The 14,581-nt window shown below is 72.4% G+C and carries 14 protein-coding genes; 10 read left to right on the top strand and 4 right to left on the bottom strand.

The window, feature by feature from the left end; translation table 11 throughout:
- The first annotated feature begins 156 nt into the window (after positions 1-156).
- The 4 genes from E0D90_RS15950 to E0D90_RS15935 all read left to right on the top strand — a co-directional run bounded on the left by E0D90_RS15950 (position 157) and on the right by E0D90_RS15935 (position 2,877).
- Positions 157-1,329, top strand: a complete 1,173-nt coding sequence (locus E0D90_RS15950) for an acetoin utilization protein AcuC (protein WP_227870255.1) — start codon at positions 157-159, stop codon at positions 1,327-1,329.
- A 146-nt stretch (positions 1,330-1,475) separates the two neighbouring features.
- Entirely contained in the window at positions 1,476-2,285 is an 810-nt protein-coding gene (locus tag E0D90_RS15945) for a phosphatase (RefSeq protein ID WP_130798915.1), read from the top strand.
- 131 nt (positions 2,286-2,416) lie between these two features.
- Positions 2,417-2,626 carry a helix-turn-helix domain-containing protein gene (locus E0D90_RS15940; RefSeq protein ID WP_019431885.1) on the top strand — a complete coding sequence of 70 codons (210 nt, stop codon included), beginning with the start codon at positions 2,417-2,419 and terminating at the stop codon, positions 2,624-2,626.
- A 152-nt stretch (positions 2,627-2,778) separates the two neighbouring features.
- Positions 2,779-2,877 carry a 30S ribosomal protein bS22 gene (locus E0D90_RS15935; RefSeq protein WP_003948845.1) on the top strand — a complete coding sequence of 33 codons (99 nt, stop codon included), beginning with the start codon at positions 2,779-2,781 and terminating at the stop codon, positions 2,875-2,877.
- A 266-nt stretch (positions 2,878-3,143) separates the two neighbouring features.
- On the opposite strand, the gene E0D90_RS15930 is transcribed toward E0D90_RS15935, so the two are convergent.
- The 3 genes from E0D90_RS15930 to E0D90_RS15920 all read right to left on the bottom strand — a co-directional run bounded on the left by E0D90_RS15930 (position 3,144) and on the right by E0D90_RS15920 (position 6,674).
- Positions 3,144-4,394: a DUF5667 domain-containing protein gene (locus tag E0D90_RS15930; RefSeq protein ID WP_130798913.1), complete on the bottom strand. Its 1,251-nt coding sequence runs from the start codon at positions 4,392-4,394 to the stop codon at positions 3,144-3,146.
- A 194-nt stretch (positions 4,395-4,588) separates the two neighbouring features.
- Positions 4,589-5,362 carry an ECF subfamily RNA polymerase sigma factor, BldN family gene (locus tag E0D90_RS15925; RefSeq protein WP_103501899.1) on the bottom strand — a complete coding sequence of 258 codons (774 nt, stop codon included), beginning with the start codon at positions 5,360-5,362 and terminating at the stop codon, positions 4,589-4,591.
- A 304-nt stretch (positions 5,363-5,666) separates the two neighbouring features.
- Positions 5,667-6,674 carry an HAD family hydrolase gene (locus E0D90_RS15920; protein ID WP_374935833.1) on the bottom strand — a complete coding sequence of 336 codons (1,008 nt, stop codon included), beginning with the start codon at positions 6,672-6,674 and terminating at the stop codon, positions 5,667-5,669.
- A gap of 252 nt (positions 6,675-6,926) precedes the next feature.
- Here E0D90_RS15920 and E0D90_RS15915 point away from each other — a divergent pair, with 252 nt between their 5' ends.
- From E0D90_RS15915 to hemB, 6 genes are all read left to right on the top strand, one after another.
- Entirely contained in the window at positions 6,927-7,208 is a 282-nt protein-coding gene (locus E0D90_RS15915; RefSeq protein ID WP_103501904.1) for a glutaredoxin family protein, read from the top strand.
- A 381-nt stretch (positions 7,209-7,589) separates the two neighbouring features.
- On the top strand, positions 7,590-8,387 hold the full coding sequence (locus tag E0D90_RS15910) for a redox-sensing transcriptional repressor Rex (RefSeq protein WP_130798911.1): 798 nt from the start codon (positions 7,590-7,592) through the stop codon (positions 8,385-8,387).
- Positions 8,384-9,805, top strand: a complete 1,422-nt coding sequence (locus E0D90_RS15905; RefSeq protein WP_130798909.1) for a glutamyl-tRNA reductase — start codon at positions 8,384-8,386, stop codon at positions 9,803-9,805. Before E0D90_RS15910 ends, E0D90_RS15905 begins: the two co-directional genes overlap by 4 nt.
- The gene (hemC, locus tag E0D90_RS15900) at positions 9,802-10,773 is read left to right on the top strand and encodes a hydroxymethylbilane synthase (protein WP_103501895.1); all 972 of its coding nucleotides are present in this window, start codon (positions 9,802-9,804) and stop codon (positions 10,771-10,773) included. Before E0D90_RS15905 ends, hemC begins: the two co-directional genes overlap by 4 nt.
- Positions 10,770-12,434: a bifunctional uroporphyrinogen-III C-methyltransferase/uroporphyrinogen-III synthase gene (locus E0D90_RS15895; protein ID WP_103501894.1), complete on the top strand. Its 1,665-nt coding sequence runs from the start codon at positions 10,770-10,772 to the stop codon at positions 12,432-12,434. Before hemC ends, E0D90_RS15895 begins: the two co-directional genes overlap by 4 nt.
- A 175-nt stretch (positions 12,435-12,609) precedes the next feature.
- Positions 12,610-13,605: a porphobilinogen synthase gene (gene hemB, locus E0D90_RS15890; protein ID WP_227870254.1), complete on the top strand. Its 996-nt coding sequence runs from the start codon at positions 12,610-12,612 to the stop codon at positions 13,603-13,605.
- A gap of 358 nt (positions 13,606-13,963) precedes the next feature.
- On the opposite strand, the gene E0D90_RS15885 is transcribed toward hemB, so the two are convergent.
- On the bottom strand, positions 13,964-14,557 hold the full coding sequence (locus tag E0D90_RS15885) for a TetR/AcrR family transcriptional regulator (protein ID WP_130798917.1): 594 nt from the start codon (positions 14,555-14,557) through the stop codon (positions 13,964-13,966).
- Positions 14,558-14,581 lie beyond the last annotated feature (24 nt).

Here is a 14,581-nt window from a genome sequence, read left to right as displayed (position 1 = left end):
AGTAGGTCGCCGCCGAACTACTTGTTGGAGAGGGCCTTACCGGCTTATGTCGGTAGGGCCCTTTCTGCGTTTCCGGATGGTTTTTGATCCAGCGTCCACGCCATGGCGGGGACGCCACTCCGCCGGGCTCCGACCGGCCTCGTATACCGTGGCCGCATGACGAGCGGCAGAACCTGGCTGATGTGGGACGAGGCGGTCACCGGATACGACTTCGGGCCGACCCACCCCATGGACCCGATCCGGCTGGCGCTGACGATGCGTCTGGTGGAGGCGTTCGGTCTCGACCGCGAGGTCGACGTCCACTCGGTGCAGGCCGTCGGGGAGTCCACGCTCCGCCTGGTCCACCGGCCCGACTACGTGGACGCCGTGCGTCGTGCCTCCGCCGATCCGGCCGGTGCCGACGAGGAGTACGGCATCGGCACCACCGACACCCCGGCGTTCGCCGGGATGCACGAGGCGTCGGCGCTGATCGCCGGTCAGTCCGTGGGGGCTGCCGACGCGATCTGGAGCGGAGCGACGCAGCACGCGGTGAACTTCGCCGGCGGGCTGCACCACGCCATGCCGGGTGCAGCCGCCGGCTTCTGCGTCTACAACGACGCGGCGCTGGCCATCGCGCGGCTGCTGGAGAGCGGAGCCGAACGCGTCGCCTACGTCGATGTCGACGTGCATCACGGCGACGGGGTGCAGGCGGCCTTCTGGGACGATCCGCGGGTGCTGACCATCTCGCTGCACGAGCACCCGAGGGCGCTCTTCCCCGGCACCGGCTGGGCGGAGGAGAGCGGGTCCGCCGAGGCCCCGGGCGCCGCGGTGAACATCCCGCTGCCGCCCGGTACCGCCGACGCCGGCTGGTTGCGCGCGCTTCACGCGGTGGTGCCCGAGCTGCTGGAGGCGTTCTCGCCGCAGGTGCTGGTGACCCAGCACGGGGCCGACACCCATGCCGAGGACCCCCTGGCGCATCTGGCGCTGAGCGTGGACGCGCAGCGTGCCGCCATGGAGGCCTGCCACCGGTGGGCGCACGAGTACGCCGACGGCCGCTGGCTCGCTCTCGGCGGCGGCGGTTACGCGGTCGTGGACGTGGTGCCGCGCAGCTGGACGCATCTGGTGGCGATCGCCGCGCACGCGCCGATCGAGGTCGGGCGAGCGGTGCCGGAGGAGTGGCGGCGCAAGGTGTACGCGCTGACCCGGCAGCACGCGCCCCGGCTCATGGGCGACGCCGGACGCACCGACTTCCCCGACTGGGAGGACGGTTACGACCCGGCGGACGACGTGGACCGGGCGATCATGGCGACCCGCCGCGCCGTGTTCCCCTCGCACGGCCTGCTGGCCTGACGGGCAGGCAGCCGACGAGGCGTCGCCCCGATCGGAGCCCGCCGTCCACGGCGGCGGGCCCGGGTGAGCCGCCGCACGGCTGTGCTGTGGGTGGCGGCGTGGCGTCAGGCACCCGGCCGGGGGCGTGAACGGCCACGATGTGAGGCGTGTTGAGCGCTGGAGCCCTGAGGGCGCATCTGCTGGCCACCCGACTCGCCGGCCCGGTCGGGACGTCGCGGGAACGAAGCCTCCGGCGGTACCGGTTGTTCGCGGCCCGGGAGCCGCGGGCGCTGACCGGCATCGAGCCCGAGGGCGACTGGCCGTTCCCACGGGTTCTGGAGCTGATGGCGGCGCGCTGTGGCGTCTCCGCCGACCCGCGGTCGGCCGAGGGGGCCGACACGATCGACCCGGACCGCACGCTGCGGGCCCTCGACCGCTTCGCCGCCCACCTGGCGAGGGCGGTCCGCGACCGTACCCCCGTGCTGCTGGGGACCGGCCGCCCCCGTGCGCTGCTGCCCTTCTACGCCGATCTGGCCGAGGCGCTCTCGGCGGCCGGCTGCGCCGTGCTCACCCCGGGGGAGGGGCGATCTGTCGACATTACGACGAGATTCGGTCTACGCCCCCATCGGCTGATGTACGTACGCGGCGTGGCTGTCGCCCGTCCTGTGGAATCCGGTCGGCACGGGGACAGTTGGGGTGAGACCGTGCATTCCGCCTTGCCCGCGCGGGTGGCGCTGGGCGCGCTGGCGGACGGTGGGGGCGTGCTGCCGGGGCTGGTCGTCGGGGATCGTGGCTGGCTCTGCGCCGCAGCTCAGGCGGGGTTCACCGCGGTCGGTGTCGCCGGTGCCGACGCGCCCGCCGCGTTCGTCGGGGAGGCGGAGGGAAGCGTCGGTTCCGTCGTTCCGATGGATGACGGCGTATATGCCGACTCCTGCCTGCCGCTCACACGTTACGTCCTCAACAAGGTTCATCTGTAACGGGTAATGACATGTTCAGCACCTCTTCCCCACTTGCCACACCCGCCCCTAATCTGTGTGCGAGCGCATGCGAGTGGAGTTCACCGGAGGGGAAGCCGGTGTCCGCTATGCGCAGAAGGTCAAGGTGTGACATGGCTGCTGGTGAGAGACTTCTGAGCGAGGCCAAGTTCCTGACCGTGGCGGAGGTCGCCGCGGTGATGCGAGTGTCCAAGATGACTGTGTACCGGCTGGTGCACGCCGGTCATCTCCCCGCGATCCGGGTGGGAAGGTCCTTCCGGGTCCCCGAGCAGGCGGTTCACGAGTACCTCCGGGAATCGTTCGTCGGCGTGGAAAGCGCCTGAGGGCCGGTAATCCGGGCAGTGCCCACTTCGGGGTCGAACGGCTCCGTACCCTCGATTAACCGCCTCGGCGCGATGCCGGGTAGTCTGGCCCGATGTAGGTCGTGTGGGCTCGGACGCCCCGCACCGAGTAATCGAAGTGAGCGAGGGTTGTCGTGGGCTCTGTTATCAAGAAGCGGCGTAAGCGGATGGCTAAGAAGAAGCACCGCAAGCTCCTGAAGCGCACGCGCGTTCAGCGCCGCAACAAGAAGTGAGCGGACGCCGCTGAGAACGTTGAGAACCCTCCTGCCGCACACGCGGCGGGAGGGTTCTCGCGTGTGCGGGACGGCCGGCGGCAGCCGGCCGCGTGGCCGCGCGGGCGGGATGGGTATTGCCCGCCGAATCCCCGGGCGCCGAACCCCGCGGATCGCGCCCGGGGAAGTCGGCGTCCCGCCCGGCAGGAACAGCCCGAAGGGGCGGCACCGGATTCATGATCCGGTGCCGCCCCTTCGGCATGTGAGAGAGGTGCCGCGCGTGGCCGCTACTCCGACTTCCTTATGTCCAGGCCCAGTCCGGGCAGCAGCCCGTCGATCAACGGCGGAATCGTGACGTCGGGTTCGGGGCTCTCCGGGTTCGATTCCGGGGACTCCTGAGACGATTCGCCTCCGCCGCCGAGCCCCGGGAGTGCCGGCGGGTCGAGGAGACCGCCGCCCCCGCCCAGGAGGCCCTCGCGCTCGGACTCCTGCTGCTCGGAGGGAGCCGGTGCCGGGCGCTCGGGCTGGTCCTCGGTCGTCGGCGGAGCGCTCTCGCGCGGTGCCGACGGTTCAGGGTCGGCCTCGCCCGTGCCGCCGGCCGGGGGCTGCTCGGCCGGTGAGCCGCCGCCCGGCCTGCCGTCGGACTCGCCGCCGTTGTGGTCCGGGAGCAGCGCCTGGAGCGGCTGGAGGTCGTCCTCCATGGCTTCGAAGACCGAGGTGACCTCGTCCCCGATGTCCGTGAGCTGGACGGGCAGCAGCGCGCGGAGCTCGCTCCAGGTGTCGCCGTGGCGGTCGTTGAAGCTCGACAGGGTCTGCAGCGGGGCGAGGGAGCCGTCGCTCGCGTAGGCCGCGCTGAGGAGGCGGTGCCCCTCGGCGACGTCCGCGTGCATCGCGGACAGCGTCCGCCGCACCTCCGACACCTGGTCCTCGTCCAGATCCCCGGACTTGCGGCGCTCCATCAGCCGGCGCGCCTCGCCGAGCCGGGTGGACGCCTTGTCCAGGTGGACACCGCCGCGGTCGGCGTCACTGCCGGCGAAGTCGAGCCGGAGGTCCTCCATGCCCCGCTTGAGGCCGTAGAGGGTGTCCCCGGGCAGGGCGTTGGTGCTGGCCGCGGCGGCGCCGCCGAAGGCCCCGGCGGCGACCCCGAGGCCGAGGCCACCGGCCGCCAGCCCCTTCGTCAGCCGGGACTTCGGCCTCAGCCGTGCGAAGGCGCCCGCCGCGCTCGCGCGGTGGGCGCCCTTGCGCCTGGTCCCGCGCTGCTCCGGCACGCGTTCCCCGCCGCCGGCTCCGCCGTAGGCGTTCTGCATGGCGGCGATGAGCTGGGCGCGGTGCACCGTCTTGGTGTCCTCGCTCAGCTCCGGTTGCGGTAGGGACCGCAACTCTCCGACCACGGAAAGTAGTTCGGCCTGCGCAGCGTCGTCCGTCGCGGCGTCCGGCCTCTCGGTCGTACGGTCTGCCGACGCCTCGCCGAGTCGCGGCTCATCGAGGGCTTCGGCGAAGGCGTTGGCCCGACGGCTGGCCGGTACGGATCTCAGCACGGGGTGGCACCTCCTCTCGTCAGCATGGTCGACTCCCCAATGCGGACCGAAGGTTGCCCCCAGCGCTCATGTTCGCCCGAACGGGTGAAATGGCGATGGGATTCCGAACCGCAGAGAGCCTGCAAGCTCCACAACGAGCAGCCAGGCACTCGGGTTACGGCCGGATGATGATGTGATCGCCTGGAGTCCGGCGACTACCGAGCGTCATCGGGTAGCAGTCGGGCGAGTGTCCGGACCGCCCGGTACTGCAACGTTTTGATGGCGCCCTCGTTCTTGTCCATGACGCGGGCGGTCTCCGCGACCGACATGCCCTGCAGGAACCGCAGGGTCACACATTCCCGCTGCTGGGGGTTGAGCCGGCGGACGGCTTCCAGTAGCGCCGAGTTGGAGAGGTGTTCCAGTACCGAGTCCTCCGGGCTGCGCTCCATCTCGTTCGGGTCGAGCATCTCGCCGGTGGTGACCTCCAGCCGGTAGCGGCTGGACTTGAAGTGGTCGGCGACGAGGTTGCGCGCGATGGTCACCAGCCAGGCGCCGAAGTCGCGCCCCTGGTAGGTGAAGGTCCCGATCCGGCGCAGCGCGCGCAGAAAGGTCTCGCTGGTGAGGTCCTCGGCGGTGGCCCGGCTGCTCACGCGGTAGTAGATGAAGCGGTAGACGGTGTCCGCGTACTGGTCGTAGAGCTGGCCGAAGGCCTCGGCCTCGCCGCTCTGCGCCCGTTCCACCAGGTCCATCATGCGCTGGCTGTCGCTGTCGACGGGGCGCCGCGCGGCGGTTGCGCCGACGCGGGACCGTCTGCGGATCGGTGTGGTTCCGGCGGTGCCCTCGGTCATGGCGAACACCGGTCCCGCGGCGGTTGCCGCGGCGACGGTGGGGCTCGGTTGCGCGCTGGGGACGAGTGCGCGTAGCCGGTCGATGATCGCGATGTGGGGCGTAGCCAGGCCCGAGGTGTCAACCCCGACGTGTGGGTACACGGGACTCCCAGAGGCAGAGCTTCCAACACGTTCAGTACGAGGCCCGTCACGCGTCACCTGGCTGGGGACGGTGGAGCCGGATGCGTCAGAGGAGAATAACGCTTCGTACACTCCGTGCTACACCTAGTTGCGAAAATCGCCGATTCGGTTTGAAGTGTTGCGTGTTGAAGCCGTTACGCCATGCGAACGCCATGACACGTCTGATCGACCACTGACCGAGTGAGATCGGTGGGTGATCGAGTGTGATCGACGAAGGGGGGCGCGAAGGGGCGTGCGCCGGGCCGGCGCGGCGCTGGCGGAAACCTCAGCGACGCTTGCGGTACAAGGCCAGGGCGGCAGCGGTACCCCCGGCCAGGGCCCCCGCGCCGGCTGCCGCCGGGAGGCCGAACCGAACGGCTTTTCTTCCCGTCCGGTAATCACGCAGTCGCCAGCCACGCTCCCGGGCGTGCGCCCGGAGCGCGTTGTCCGGGTTGATCGCATACGGATGACCGACCAGGGACAGCATCGGGATGTCGTTCACCGAGTCGCTGTAGGCCGCGCAGCGGTCGAGGTCCAGTCCCTCGGCGGCGGCCAGCGCGTCCACCGCGACCGCCTTGGCCGGTCCGTGCAGCGGCTCGCCGGCCAGCCGGCCCGTGTAGACGCCGCCCACCGACTCCGCGACCGTGCCCAGGGCGCCGGTGAAGCCCAGGCGCCGCGCGATGATCGTCGCCGTCTCGACCGGGGCGGCCGTCACCAGCCACACCTGCTGTCCGGCGTCGAGGTGCGCCTGGGCGAGTGCGCGGGTGCCCGGCCACATCCGGTCGGCGAGGTACTCGTCGTAGATCTCCTCGCCGATGCCCATCAGCTCCGAGACCCGGTGGCCGCGCACGATCGACAGCGCGCTGTCCCGTGCCTCCCGCATGTGGCCGCTGTGCTCGCTCCCGGCCAGCCGGAAGTACGCCTGCTGCCAGGCGAACCGCATCAGCTCCTGGCGGCTGAAGAACCGCCGCTTGTAGAGGCCGCGCCCGAAGTGGAAGAGCGCGGCGCCGCGCATGATCGTGTTGTCGAGGTCGAAGAAGGCCGCGGCACGGGTGTCCCCGGGGATCGGGAAGGGCGGCTCCTCCGGCGACGGCGCGTCCCCGGCAGCCGCCTGCCCGGCGGCATCCCCGGCGGTTCCGGCGTTTCCGGTGTCGTCGGCGGTCCCGGCCTGTTCGGCCTCCACCGCCTCCAGGGCCGCCGCCGCCGCGGCCTCGCCCGCCGCCACGCTGCGCTTGGTCGGGATCAGGCGGGTGCGGGGGCGGAGCCAGGTGCGCATGAGACCGAGGATAGCCAGTACCGGGCCGGTCCTCGCGCGCGGTGATCATCGCCGGCCCCGCGGTGCTGACAGGTCCGATCGGGCCGTTCCGGATCGGTTCGAACATGTTCCGGCCACGAGCCCGGCCGCACACCCGGCCCGCGCCCCGTGGTCCGACGGCGCCCGCCGGAGGGGTCCGTCCGCGCCGCCTTGACCGTGACTCCCGCCACTCTCGGTCGGCCCGGGCTCCGCACGGCGCGACGCGTGCCGGGCCGCCAGCACAATGGGGGAATGACTCCGCTCTTTCGCCGCCCGGCCGCCCGCGTGAACCCCGCGGACCGGCTGGTCACGCTCATCGGGAAGCCCGGCTGCCACCTCTGCGACGACGCCCGCGGCGTGGTCGCCGAGGTCTGCGAAGAGCTCGGAGTTCCTTGGGAGGAACGGGACATCACCGTGGACGAGGAGCTGCACCGCCGCTACTGGGAGCAGATCCCGGTGGTCCTGGTCGACGGTGAGCAGCACGACTTCTGGCGGGTGAAGCCGGAGCGGCTGCGTGCCGCGCTGACCGGCTGAGCCAGCGTCGGAAACGGTGCCCGGACCGCCCTCCCGGGGGTGCTCCGGGGCGCCCCCGGAGCGGTTCCGGCCGTGCAGCGAAGGTGCTCTTCGTCCTGTTTCTGGCTTACCATTCGAGGCCGTTTCGTCGGTGGTACGGCGGCTTCCGGCCGCTGTTCCGGCGGGCGGTCCGGCCGGTCACCGTGTGTGGTGGAGCGAGTGCCGACTATGTGTGAGGAGGGTGATCCGGTGCGTTCATCCATGCATGTGGCACCGGTCACTTTGCGCGGACAAAGCGGACATCATCTTTGTGCACGCGTTCACAAAGGCATAGCCTGGGCGCCACCGGGCGGCCGGGACAGCTGCGGCCGCTCTTCGCTTCGCACAACCGGCAGGAGCACCGTGGCAACTGGCCGACCCCATCGACCGGCGACTCGCGGCCGAGGCATCCCCGAGGCGACCGTCGCGCGTCTCCCGCTCTATCTGCGGGCACTGACGGCGCTGTCGGAGCGTTCGGTACCCACTGTCTCCTCCGAGGAACTGGCCACCGCGGCCGGGGTCAACTCCGCCAAGCTCCGCAAGGACTTCTCCTATCTGGGCAGCTACGGCACCCGCGGCGTCGGCTACGACGTCGAGTACCTCGTCTACCAGATCTCCCGCGAGCTGGGCCTGACCCAGGACTGGCCCGTGGTCATCGTCGGCATCGGTAACCTCGGCGCCGCCCTCGCCAACTACGGCGGTTTCGCCTCCCGCGGCTTCCGGGTCGCGGCGCTGATCGACGCCGACCCCGCGATGGCGGGCCGCCCGGTCGCCGGGATCGCCGTCCAGCACGCCGACGAGCTGGAGAAGATCATCGACGACAACGGCGTCTCGATCGGGGTCATCGCCACCCCGGCCGGTGCCGCGCAGCAGGTCTGCGAGCGGCTGGTCGCCGCCGGTGTCACCTCCATCCTGAACTTCGCGCCGACCGTCCTCTCCGTCCCCGACGGCGTGGACGTGCGCAAGGTCGACCTCTCCATCGAGCTCCAGATCCTCGCCTTCCACGAGCAGCGCAAGGCCGGCGAGGCCGCCGCCGCGTCGGAGCTGTCCGATGTCGCCGAACTGGTCACCCCCGTCGCCCCGCCGGTCGCCGCCACCAAGCGGCGCGCGGACGACGGTTCCGAGGGCCCCGACGGGCTGTCGGCGGTGATGCCGGCATGACCGTCCTCGTCGTGGGGCTGAGCCACCGCAGCGCGCCGGTCAGCGTGCTGGAGCGGGCCGCGATCGACAACGCGGCCCGTGCGGAGCTGCTGACCGAGATGGTCGGCGCGGGCTGCTGCCCGCTGGCCGAGCCGGTGCTGGAGTCCGCCGTCGTCTCCACCTGCAACCGCATCGAGCTGTACGCCGACGTGGAGAAGTTCCACGCGGGCGTCTCCGAGCTGACCGCCGCGCTGGCGCGCCACAGCGGCGTCGGTGTCGACGAGCTCACCCCCTACCTGTATGTCCACTACGGCGACCGCGCCGTGCACCACCTCTTCTCCGTCGCCTGCGGGCTGGACTCGATGGTGGTCGGCGAGGGCCAGATCCTCGGACAGCTGAAGAACGCGCTGGCCGTCGCCCAGGAGCGGCGGACCGCCGGGCGGGTGCTGAACGAGCTGTTCCAGCAGGCGCTGCGGGTGGGCAAGCGCGCCCACAGCGAGACCGGGATCGACCGGGCCGGGCAGTCGCTGGTCACCTTCGGGCTCGCCCAGCTGGCCGGTGACCGTCCGGTCGAGGAGTGGGTGGCCGGCAAGCGGGTGCTGCTCATCGGCGCCGGCTCCATGTCCGCGCTCTCCGCGACGACGCTCGCGCGGGCCGGTGCGTCCGAACTGGTGATCGTCAACCGCACCGTGGACCGGGCCGAGCGGCTGGCCGCCAACCTGGTCGAAGCCTGGGGCCCGGAGGCCGGCGGCACGCTGGCCGCCCGCGCAGTGCCCATCAACGCGATCTCCGTCGCCGCCGAACTGGCCCTCGCCGACATCGTGGTCTCCTGCACCGGGGCCACCGGCCTGGTGCTGACCGCCGGCGCGGTCACCAAGGCGCTCGGCGAACGGCAGAGCCTCGGCCGCACCGACGGCGGAGGGCCGGAGGTCCGGCCCATCGCCCTGCTCGACCTGGCGATGCCGCGTGACATCGACGCCGGTGTCCACCGGGTGCACGGCGCCCGGCTGGTCGACATCGAGTCGCTGGCCGACGCCGCCGGCGGCCCGGACGGTGGAGCCGACGGGCCCGTCGCCGCCGACCTGGACGCGGTACGGACCATCGTCGCGGCCGAGGTCGCGGCGTTCGGCGCCGCCCAGCGCGCCGCACACATCACCCCGACCGTGGTCGCGCTGCGCACCATGGCGCGGGACGTGGTGGCCGCCGAGATGAACCGGCTGGACGGCCGGCTGCCCGGGCTCGACGAACGGCAGCGCGCCGAGATCACCCGGACCGTCCGCCGCGTGGTGGACAAACTGCTGCACGCGCCCACCGTGCGCGTCAAGGAACTGGCCCAGGAGCCCGGCGGCGCCGACTACGCCGCCGCCCTGCGGGAACTGTTCGACCTCGATCCGCAGGCGGTGGCCGCCGTCAGCAACCCGGAACAGGAGCGGTCATGAAGGCGCTCAGGCTTGGAACCCGGCGCAGCAAACTCGCCATGGCGCAGTCCGGGGGCGTGGCCGAGAAGGTGCGGGCGCTCACCGGCCGTCCCGTGGAGCTGGTGGAGATCACCACGTACGGGGATGTCTCGCGCGAGCAACTCACCCAGATCGGCGGTACCGGAGTCTTCGTCTCCGCGCTGCGCGACGCGCTGCAGGCCGGCGAGATCGACTTCGCCGTGCACTCGCTGAAGGATCTGCCCACCGCCCAGCCGCCGGAGCTGGCGCTGGCGGCGGTCCCGGTACGGGAGGACCCGCGTGACGCGCTGGTCGCCCGTGACGGACTCACCTTCGAGCAACTCGCGGTGTGCGACCGGGTACGCGTCGGAACCGGCGCACCGCGCCGGATGGCCCAGCTGAACGCCTGGGCGCGCGCACTTGGTTGCGAGATCACAACGGTCCCCATCCGGGGGAATGTCGACACCCGGATCGGGTACGTCCGCGACGGGGAGCTCGACGCCGTCGTGCTCGCCACCGCCGGACTGCGACGGATCGGCCGGGACTCGGAGATCACCGAGACCCTGCCCTCGGACGCCGTCCTCCCGGCCCCCGGCCAGGGGGCCCTGGCGATCGAGTGCGCCGCGTCCGACGCGGACCTCACCGCCCTGCTCGCCGGACTCGACGATCCGCACACGCGGATCGCCGTGACCGCTGAGCGAACTCTGCTCTCCACCCTGGAAGCCGGCTGCAGCGCGCCCGTGGCCGCGCTCGCCGACCTCAGGGAGGAAGGGCGGAACGCCACCGTAATGCGCCTGCGCGGCGCCGTCGGGACAACCGACGGCACCTCGCTGGTGCAGCTGTCCACCACCGGTTCCGTGGCCGCGTCCGTCGAGGAGGCCCTGTCCCATGCAGCAACCATGGGCCGGGAACTCGCCGAGGAGATGCTCGCCAAGGGTGCTGCCGGTCTGATGGGGGAGCGAGCGCTTTGAGCCCCACCACCGCACGCGTGCGTGCCCAGCCGTCCGGCGTGACCTCCCACGGGCACGTCACCTTCCTCGGTGCCGGACCCGGAGATCCGGGTCTGCTCACGCTGCGCGCCGTCGAAGCGCTGGCGCAGGCCGATGTCCTGATCGCCGACCCACAGGTCTTCGAGGTGGTGCGCGCGCACATCAGGGCAGGAGCGGACACCCCCCTGCAGCCGGTCGACGACGAGCCGGCGTCCGGCCCGCAGCGGGCTGACGATGGAGCAGATCTTGTCATGCGGGCCGCCCGCGGCGGCAAGCGGGTGGTACGTGCGGTCACCGGTGACCCGGGGCTCGACGCGGACGCCACCGGCGAGATGCTGGCCTGCGCCGCGGAGGGCATCACCTTCGAGGTGGTACCGGGCATCGCGGAGGCGACCGGCGTGGCCGCCTATGCCGGTGTCCCGCTGCGCGACGCCGAGGGCGCCGACGTGCGGTTCGTCGACGCGCGGACCGCCGACAGCCGCTGCTGGACCGAGATCGGCGCCAGCGACGCGACCCTGGTCGTCTCCACCACCCTGCAGTCGGTGGGCGCGGACGCCGGACGGCTGGTGGCCTCCGGCCGCAAGCCGGACACCCCGCTGTCGGTCACCATCGGCGGCACCACCACCCAGCAGCGCACCTGGTCGGCGACGCTGGGCACCATCGAGCGGACCCTGAAGTCCGCGAAGGTTCTGCCCTCGGCCGACGGCGGCCGCACGGTGATAGCCGTTGTCGGCGAACGCAGCGCGCCCGCCCACCGCGACCAGCTCTCCTGGTTCGAGTCCAAGCCGCTCTTCGGCTGGCGGGTCCTGGTGCCGCGCACCAAGGAGCAGGCGGCCTCGCTCTCCGAGCAGCTGCGCTCCTACGGCGCGGTTCCCAGCGAGGTGCCGACGATCGCGGTGGAGCCCCCGCGCACTCCGCAGCAGATGGACCGGGCGGTCAAGGGCCTGGTCACCGGGCGGTACGAGTGGGTGGCCTTCACCTCGGTCAACGCCGTGAAGGCGGTCCGGGAGAAGTTCGAGGAGTACGGGCTCGACGCCCGGGCGTTCGCCGGGATCAAGGTGGCAGCGGTCGGGGAACAGACCGCCCGCGCGCTGATCGACTTCGGTGTCCGTCCCGACCTGCTGCCCAGCGGCGAGCAGTCCGCGGCCGGACTGCTGGAGGACTGGCCGCCCTACGACCCGGTCTTCGACCCGATCGACCGGGTGTTCCTGCCGCGTGCCGACATCGCCACCGAGACGCTGGTGGCCGGACTGGTCGAGATGGGCTGGGAGGTGGACGACGTCACCGCCTACCGGACGGTGCGCGCCTCGCCGCCGCCCGCTCCGACACGGGAGGCGATCAAGGGCGGCGGGTTCGACGCGGTGCTCTTCACCTCCTCCTCCACGGTGCGGAACCTGGTCGGGATCGCGGGCAAGCCGCACAACGTCACGATCATCGCCTGTATCGGCCCGGCGACGGCCAAGACGGCCAAGGAACACGGGCTGCGCGTGGACGTCATGGCGCCGGAGCCCTCGGTGCTGCGGCTGGCCGAGGCGCTCGCCGAGTTCGGCGCGGACCGCCGGGCGACGGCGCTGGAAGCGGGCGAGGTGCTCAAGCGGCCCAGCGAGAAGCGCCCGCAGCGGCGGCGGCCGCGTACGGTCTGAGGCGCGTACGGTCTGAGGCGCGTACGGTCCGCGCCGCGCGCGGTCTGAGCGCGCGGCCCGGGCCGCACCGGCTCGGCCCCGTGCGGCCGGTAGAACGGATGTCCGGGCGCCGGTTCCCTCACGGGGGCCGGCGCCCGGACGGCATTCCCCCCCCGACACGTGGAAAGGTCTCGATGTGAGCGGCGACGACGCCGGTTTCCCCCGGGTGCGGCCCCGGCGACTGCGGACGACGGCGGCCATGCGCGAGCTGGTGGCCGAGCACCGGGTGCGCCCGGCCGATCTGGTGCTCCCCGTCTTCGCCCGGGAGGGCATCAGCGAGCCGGTACCCGTCTCCTCCATGCCCGGCGTCGTCCAGCACACCCCGGACTCGCTGCGCCGGGCCGCCGCCGAGGCGGTCGCGGCGGGCGTGCGCGGCATCATGCTGTTCGGCGTTCCCGAGCACAAGGACGCGGTGGGTTCGGCGGGCACCGACCCGGACGGGGTGCTCCAGCGCGCCATCCGCGACGTCCGCGCCGAGACCGGTGACGACCTGGTGGTGATGGCCGACCTCTGTCTGGACGAGTTCACCGACCACGGCCACTGCGGGGTGCTGGACGACCGGGGCCGGGTCGACAACGACGCCACCCTGGCGCGGTACGCGGAGATGGCGCTGGTCCAGGCCGAGGCCGGTGCCCATGTCCTGGGCCCCAGCGGGATGATGGACGGCCAGGTCGGTCACGTCCGGCGGGCGCTGGACGCGGCCGGACACACCGAGGTGGCGATGCTGGCCTACACCGCGAAGTACGCCTCCGCCTTCTACGGCCCGTTCCGCGAGGCCGTCAACTCCTCGCTGACCGGCGACCGCAAGAGCTACCAGCAGGACGCCGCCAACGGCCGGGAGGCGCTGCGCGAGCTGGAGCTGGACCTGGCCGAGGGCGCCGACATGGTGATGGTCAAGCCCGGCATGCCCTACCTGGACATCCTGCGGCGGGTCGCCGACGCGGTCACCGTGCCGGTCGCGGCCTACCAGATCTCCGGTGAGTACGCGATGGTCGAGGCGGCGGCGGAGAAGGGCTGGATCGACCGGGAGCGCGCCATCGACGAGACGCTGCTCTGCTTCAAGCGGGCGGGAGCGGACCTGGTGCTGACCTACTGGGCGACGGAGGCGGCGCTCCGGCTGGGCCGCGACTGAACCGGCGGCCGTCGGGCCTCTGCGGGGTCTCGCGCGCGGGTGTCGCGCGGGGTGTTCGGGTGTCGCGCGGTGCCGGTGTCGCGCTGCGGCGTTCGGGTGTCGCGCCGGAATGGTCCGCCGCCGCCGGGGAACGGCGGCGGCGTGGGCGGGCGGACGGCCGCGGTGGTCACGCGGCTGGCGTGCCCGCGCGGCAGGGGTCGTGCTCGCGGGCTTCGGTGCGGTGCGGGTGTGTTCCTGCGGCTCGGGGTCATGCGTGCGGGGTGGGGCGGGAGGGTGTCGCCCGTGGTCCCGGTCGTCCGACCCTCGATCAGGCGCGCCTCTTGATCAGGCGGGCCTCTTGAGCAGGTGGAGCCGTTGATCAGGCCGGGGGTGTGCCGGCCTGCTCCGGGCCGGGCGCCGGTCCGGTGAGGTAGCGCTGCACGGCCGGGCCGATCCAGGCCACGATCTCGTCCTCGGTGAGGGAGACGGCGGGCGGGATGCGCAGGACGTAGCGGGCGAGCGCCATGCCGAGTACCTGCGACATCACGAGCGCGCCGCGGGTCGGTACCTCCGCGGGGTCCGGGCAGACCGCACGGAGCGCGGGGCCGAGCTGGTCGCGGAAGACGCCCTGCATCCGCTCGGCGCCGGCGGTGTTGGTGGCGCCCACGCGCAGTACGGCCGCCAGCGACTCGTTCCCCTCCCACAGGGTGACGAAGTGCCGGACCAGGGTGGCGCCCAGCTCGTCACGGGGGACGCGGGTGAGGTCGGGGAGGCGGAGGTCGATCTCGGAGGCGGCGGCGAAGAGCCCCGCCTTGTTGCCGTAGTAGCGCATGACCATCGAGGGGTCGATGGCGGCGTCGCGGGCGATGGCGCGGATCGTCGCCCGTTCGTAGCCGTCGCTGGCGAACCGCTCGCGGGCGGCGGTCAGGATGGCGGCGCGGGTCGCGTCCGACCTGCGTGGCTGGTCCGGCAGTGTGGGTGTGGGTGTGGGGGTGGG

Source organism: Streptomyces otsuchiensis (assembly GCF_004305975.1).
Taxonomy (GTDB): domain Bacteria; phylum Actinomycetota; class Actinomycetes; order Streptomycetales; family Streptomycetaceae; genus Streptomyces; species Streptomyces otsuchiensis.
This window is presented reverse-complemented; position numbering and strand designations above follow the sequence as displayed.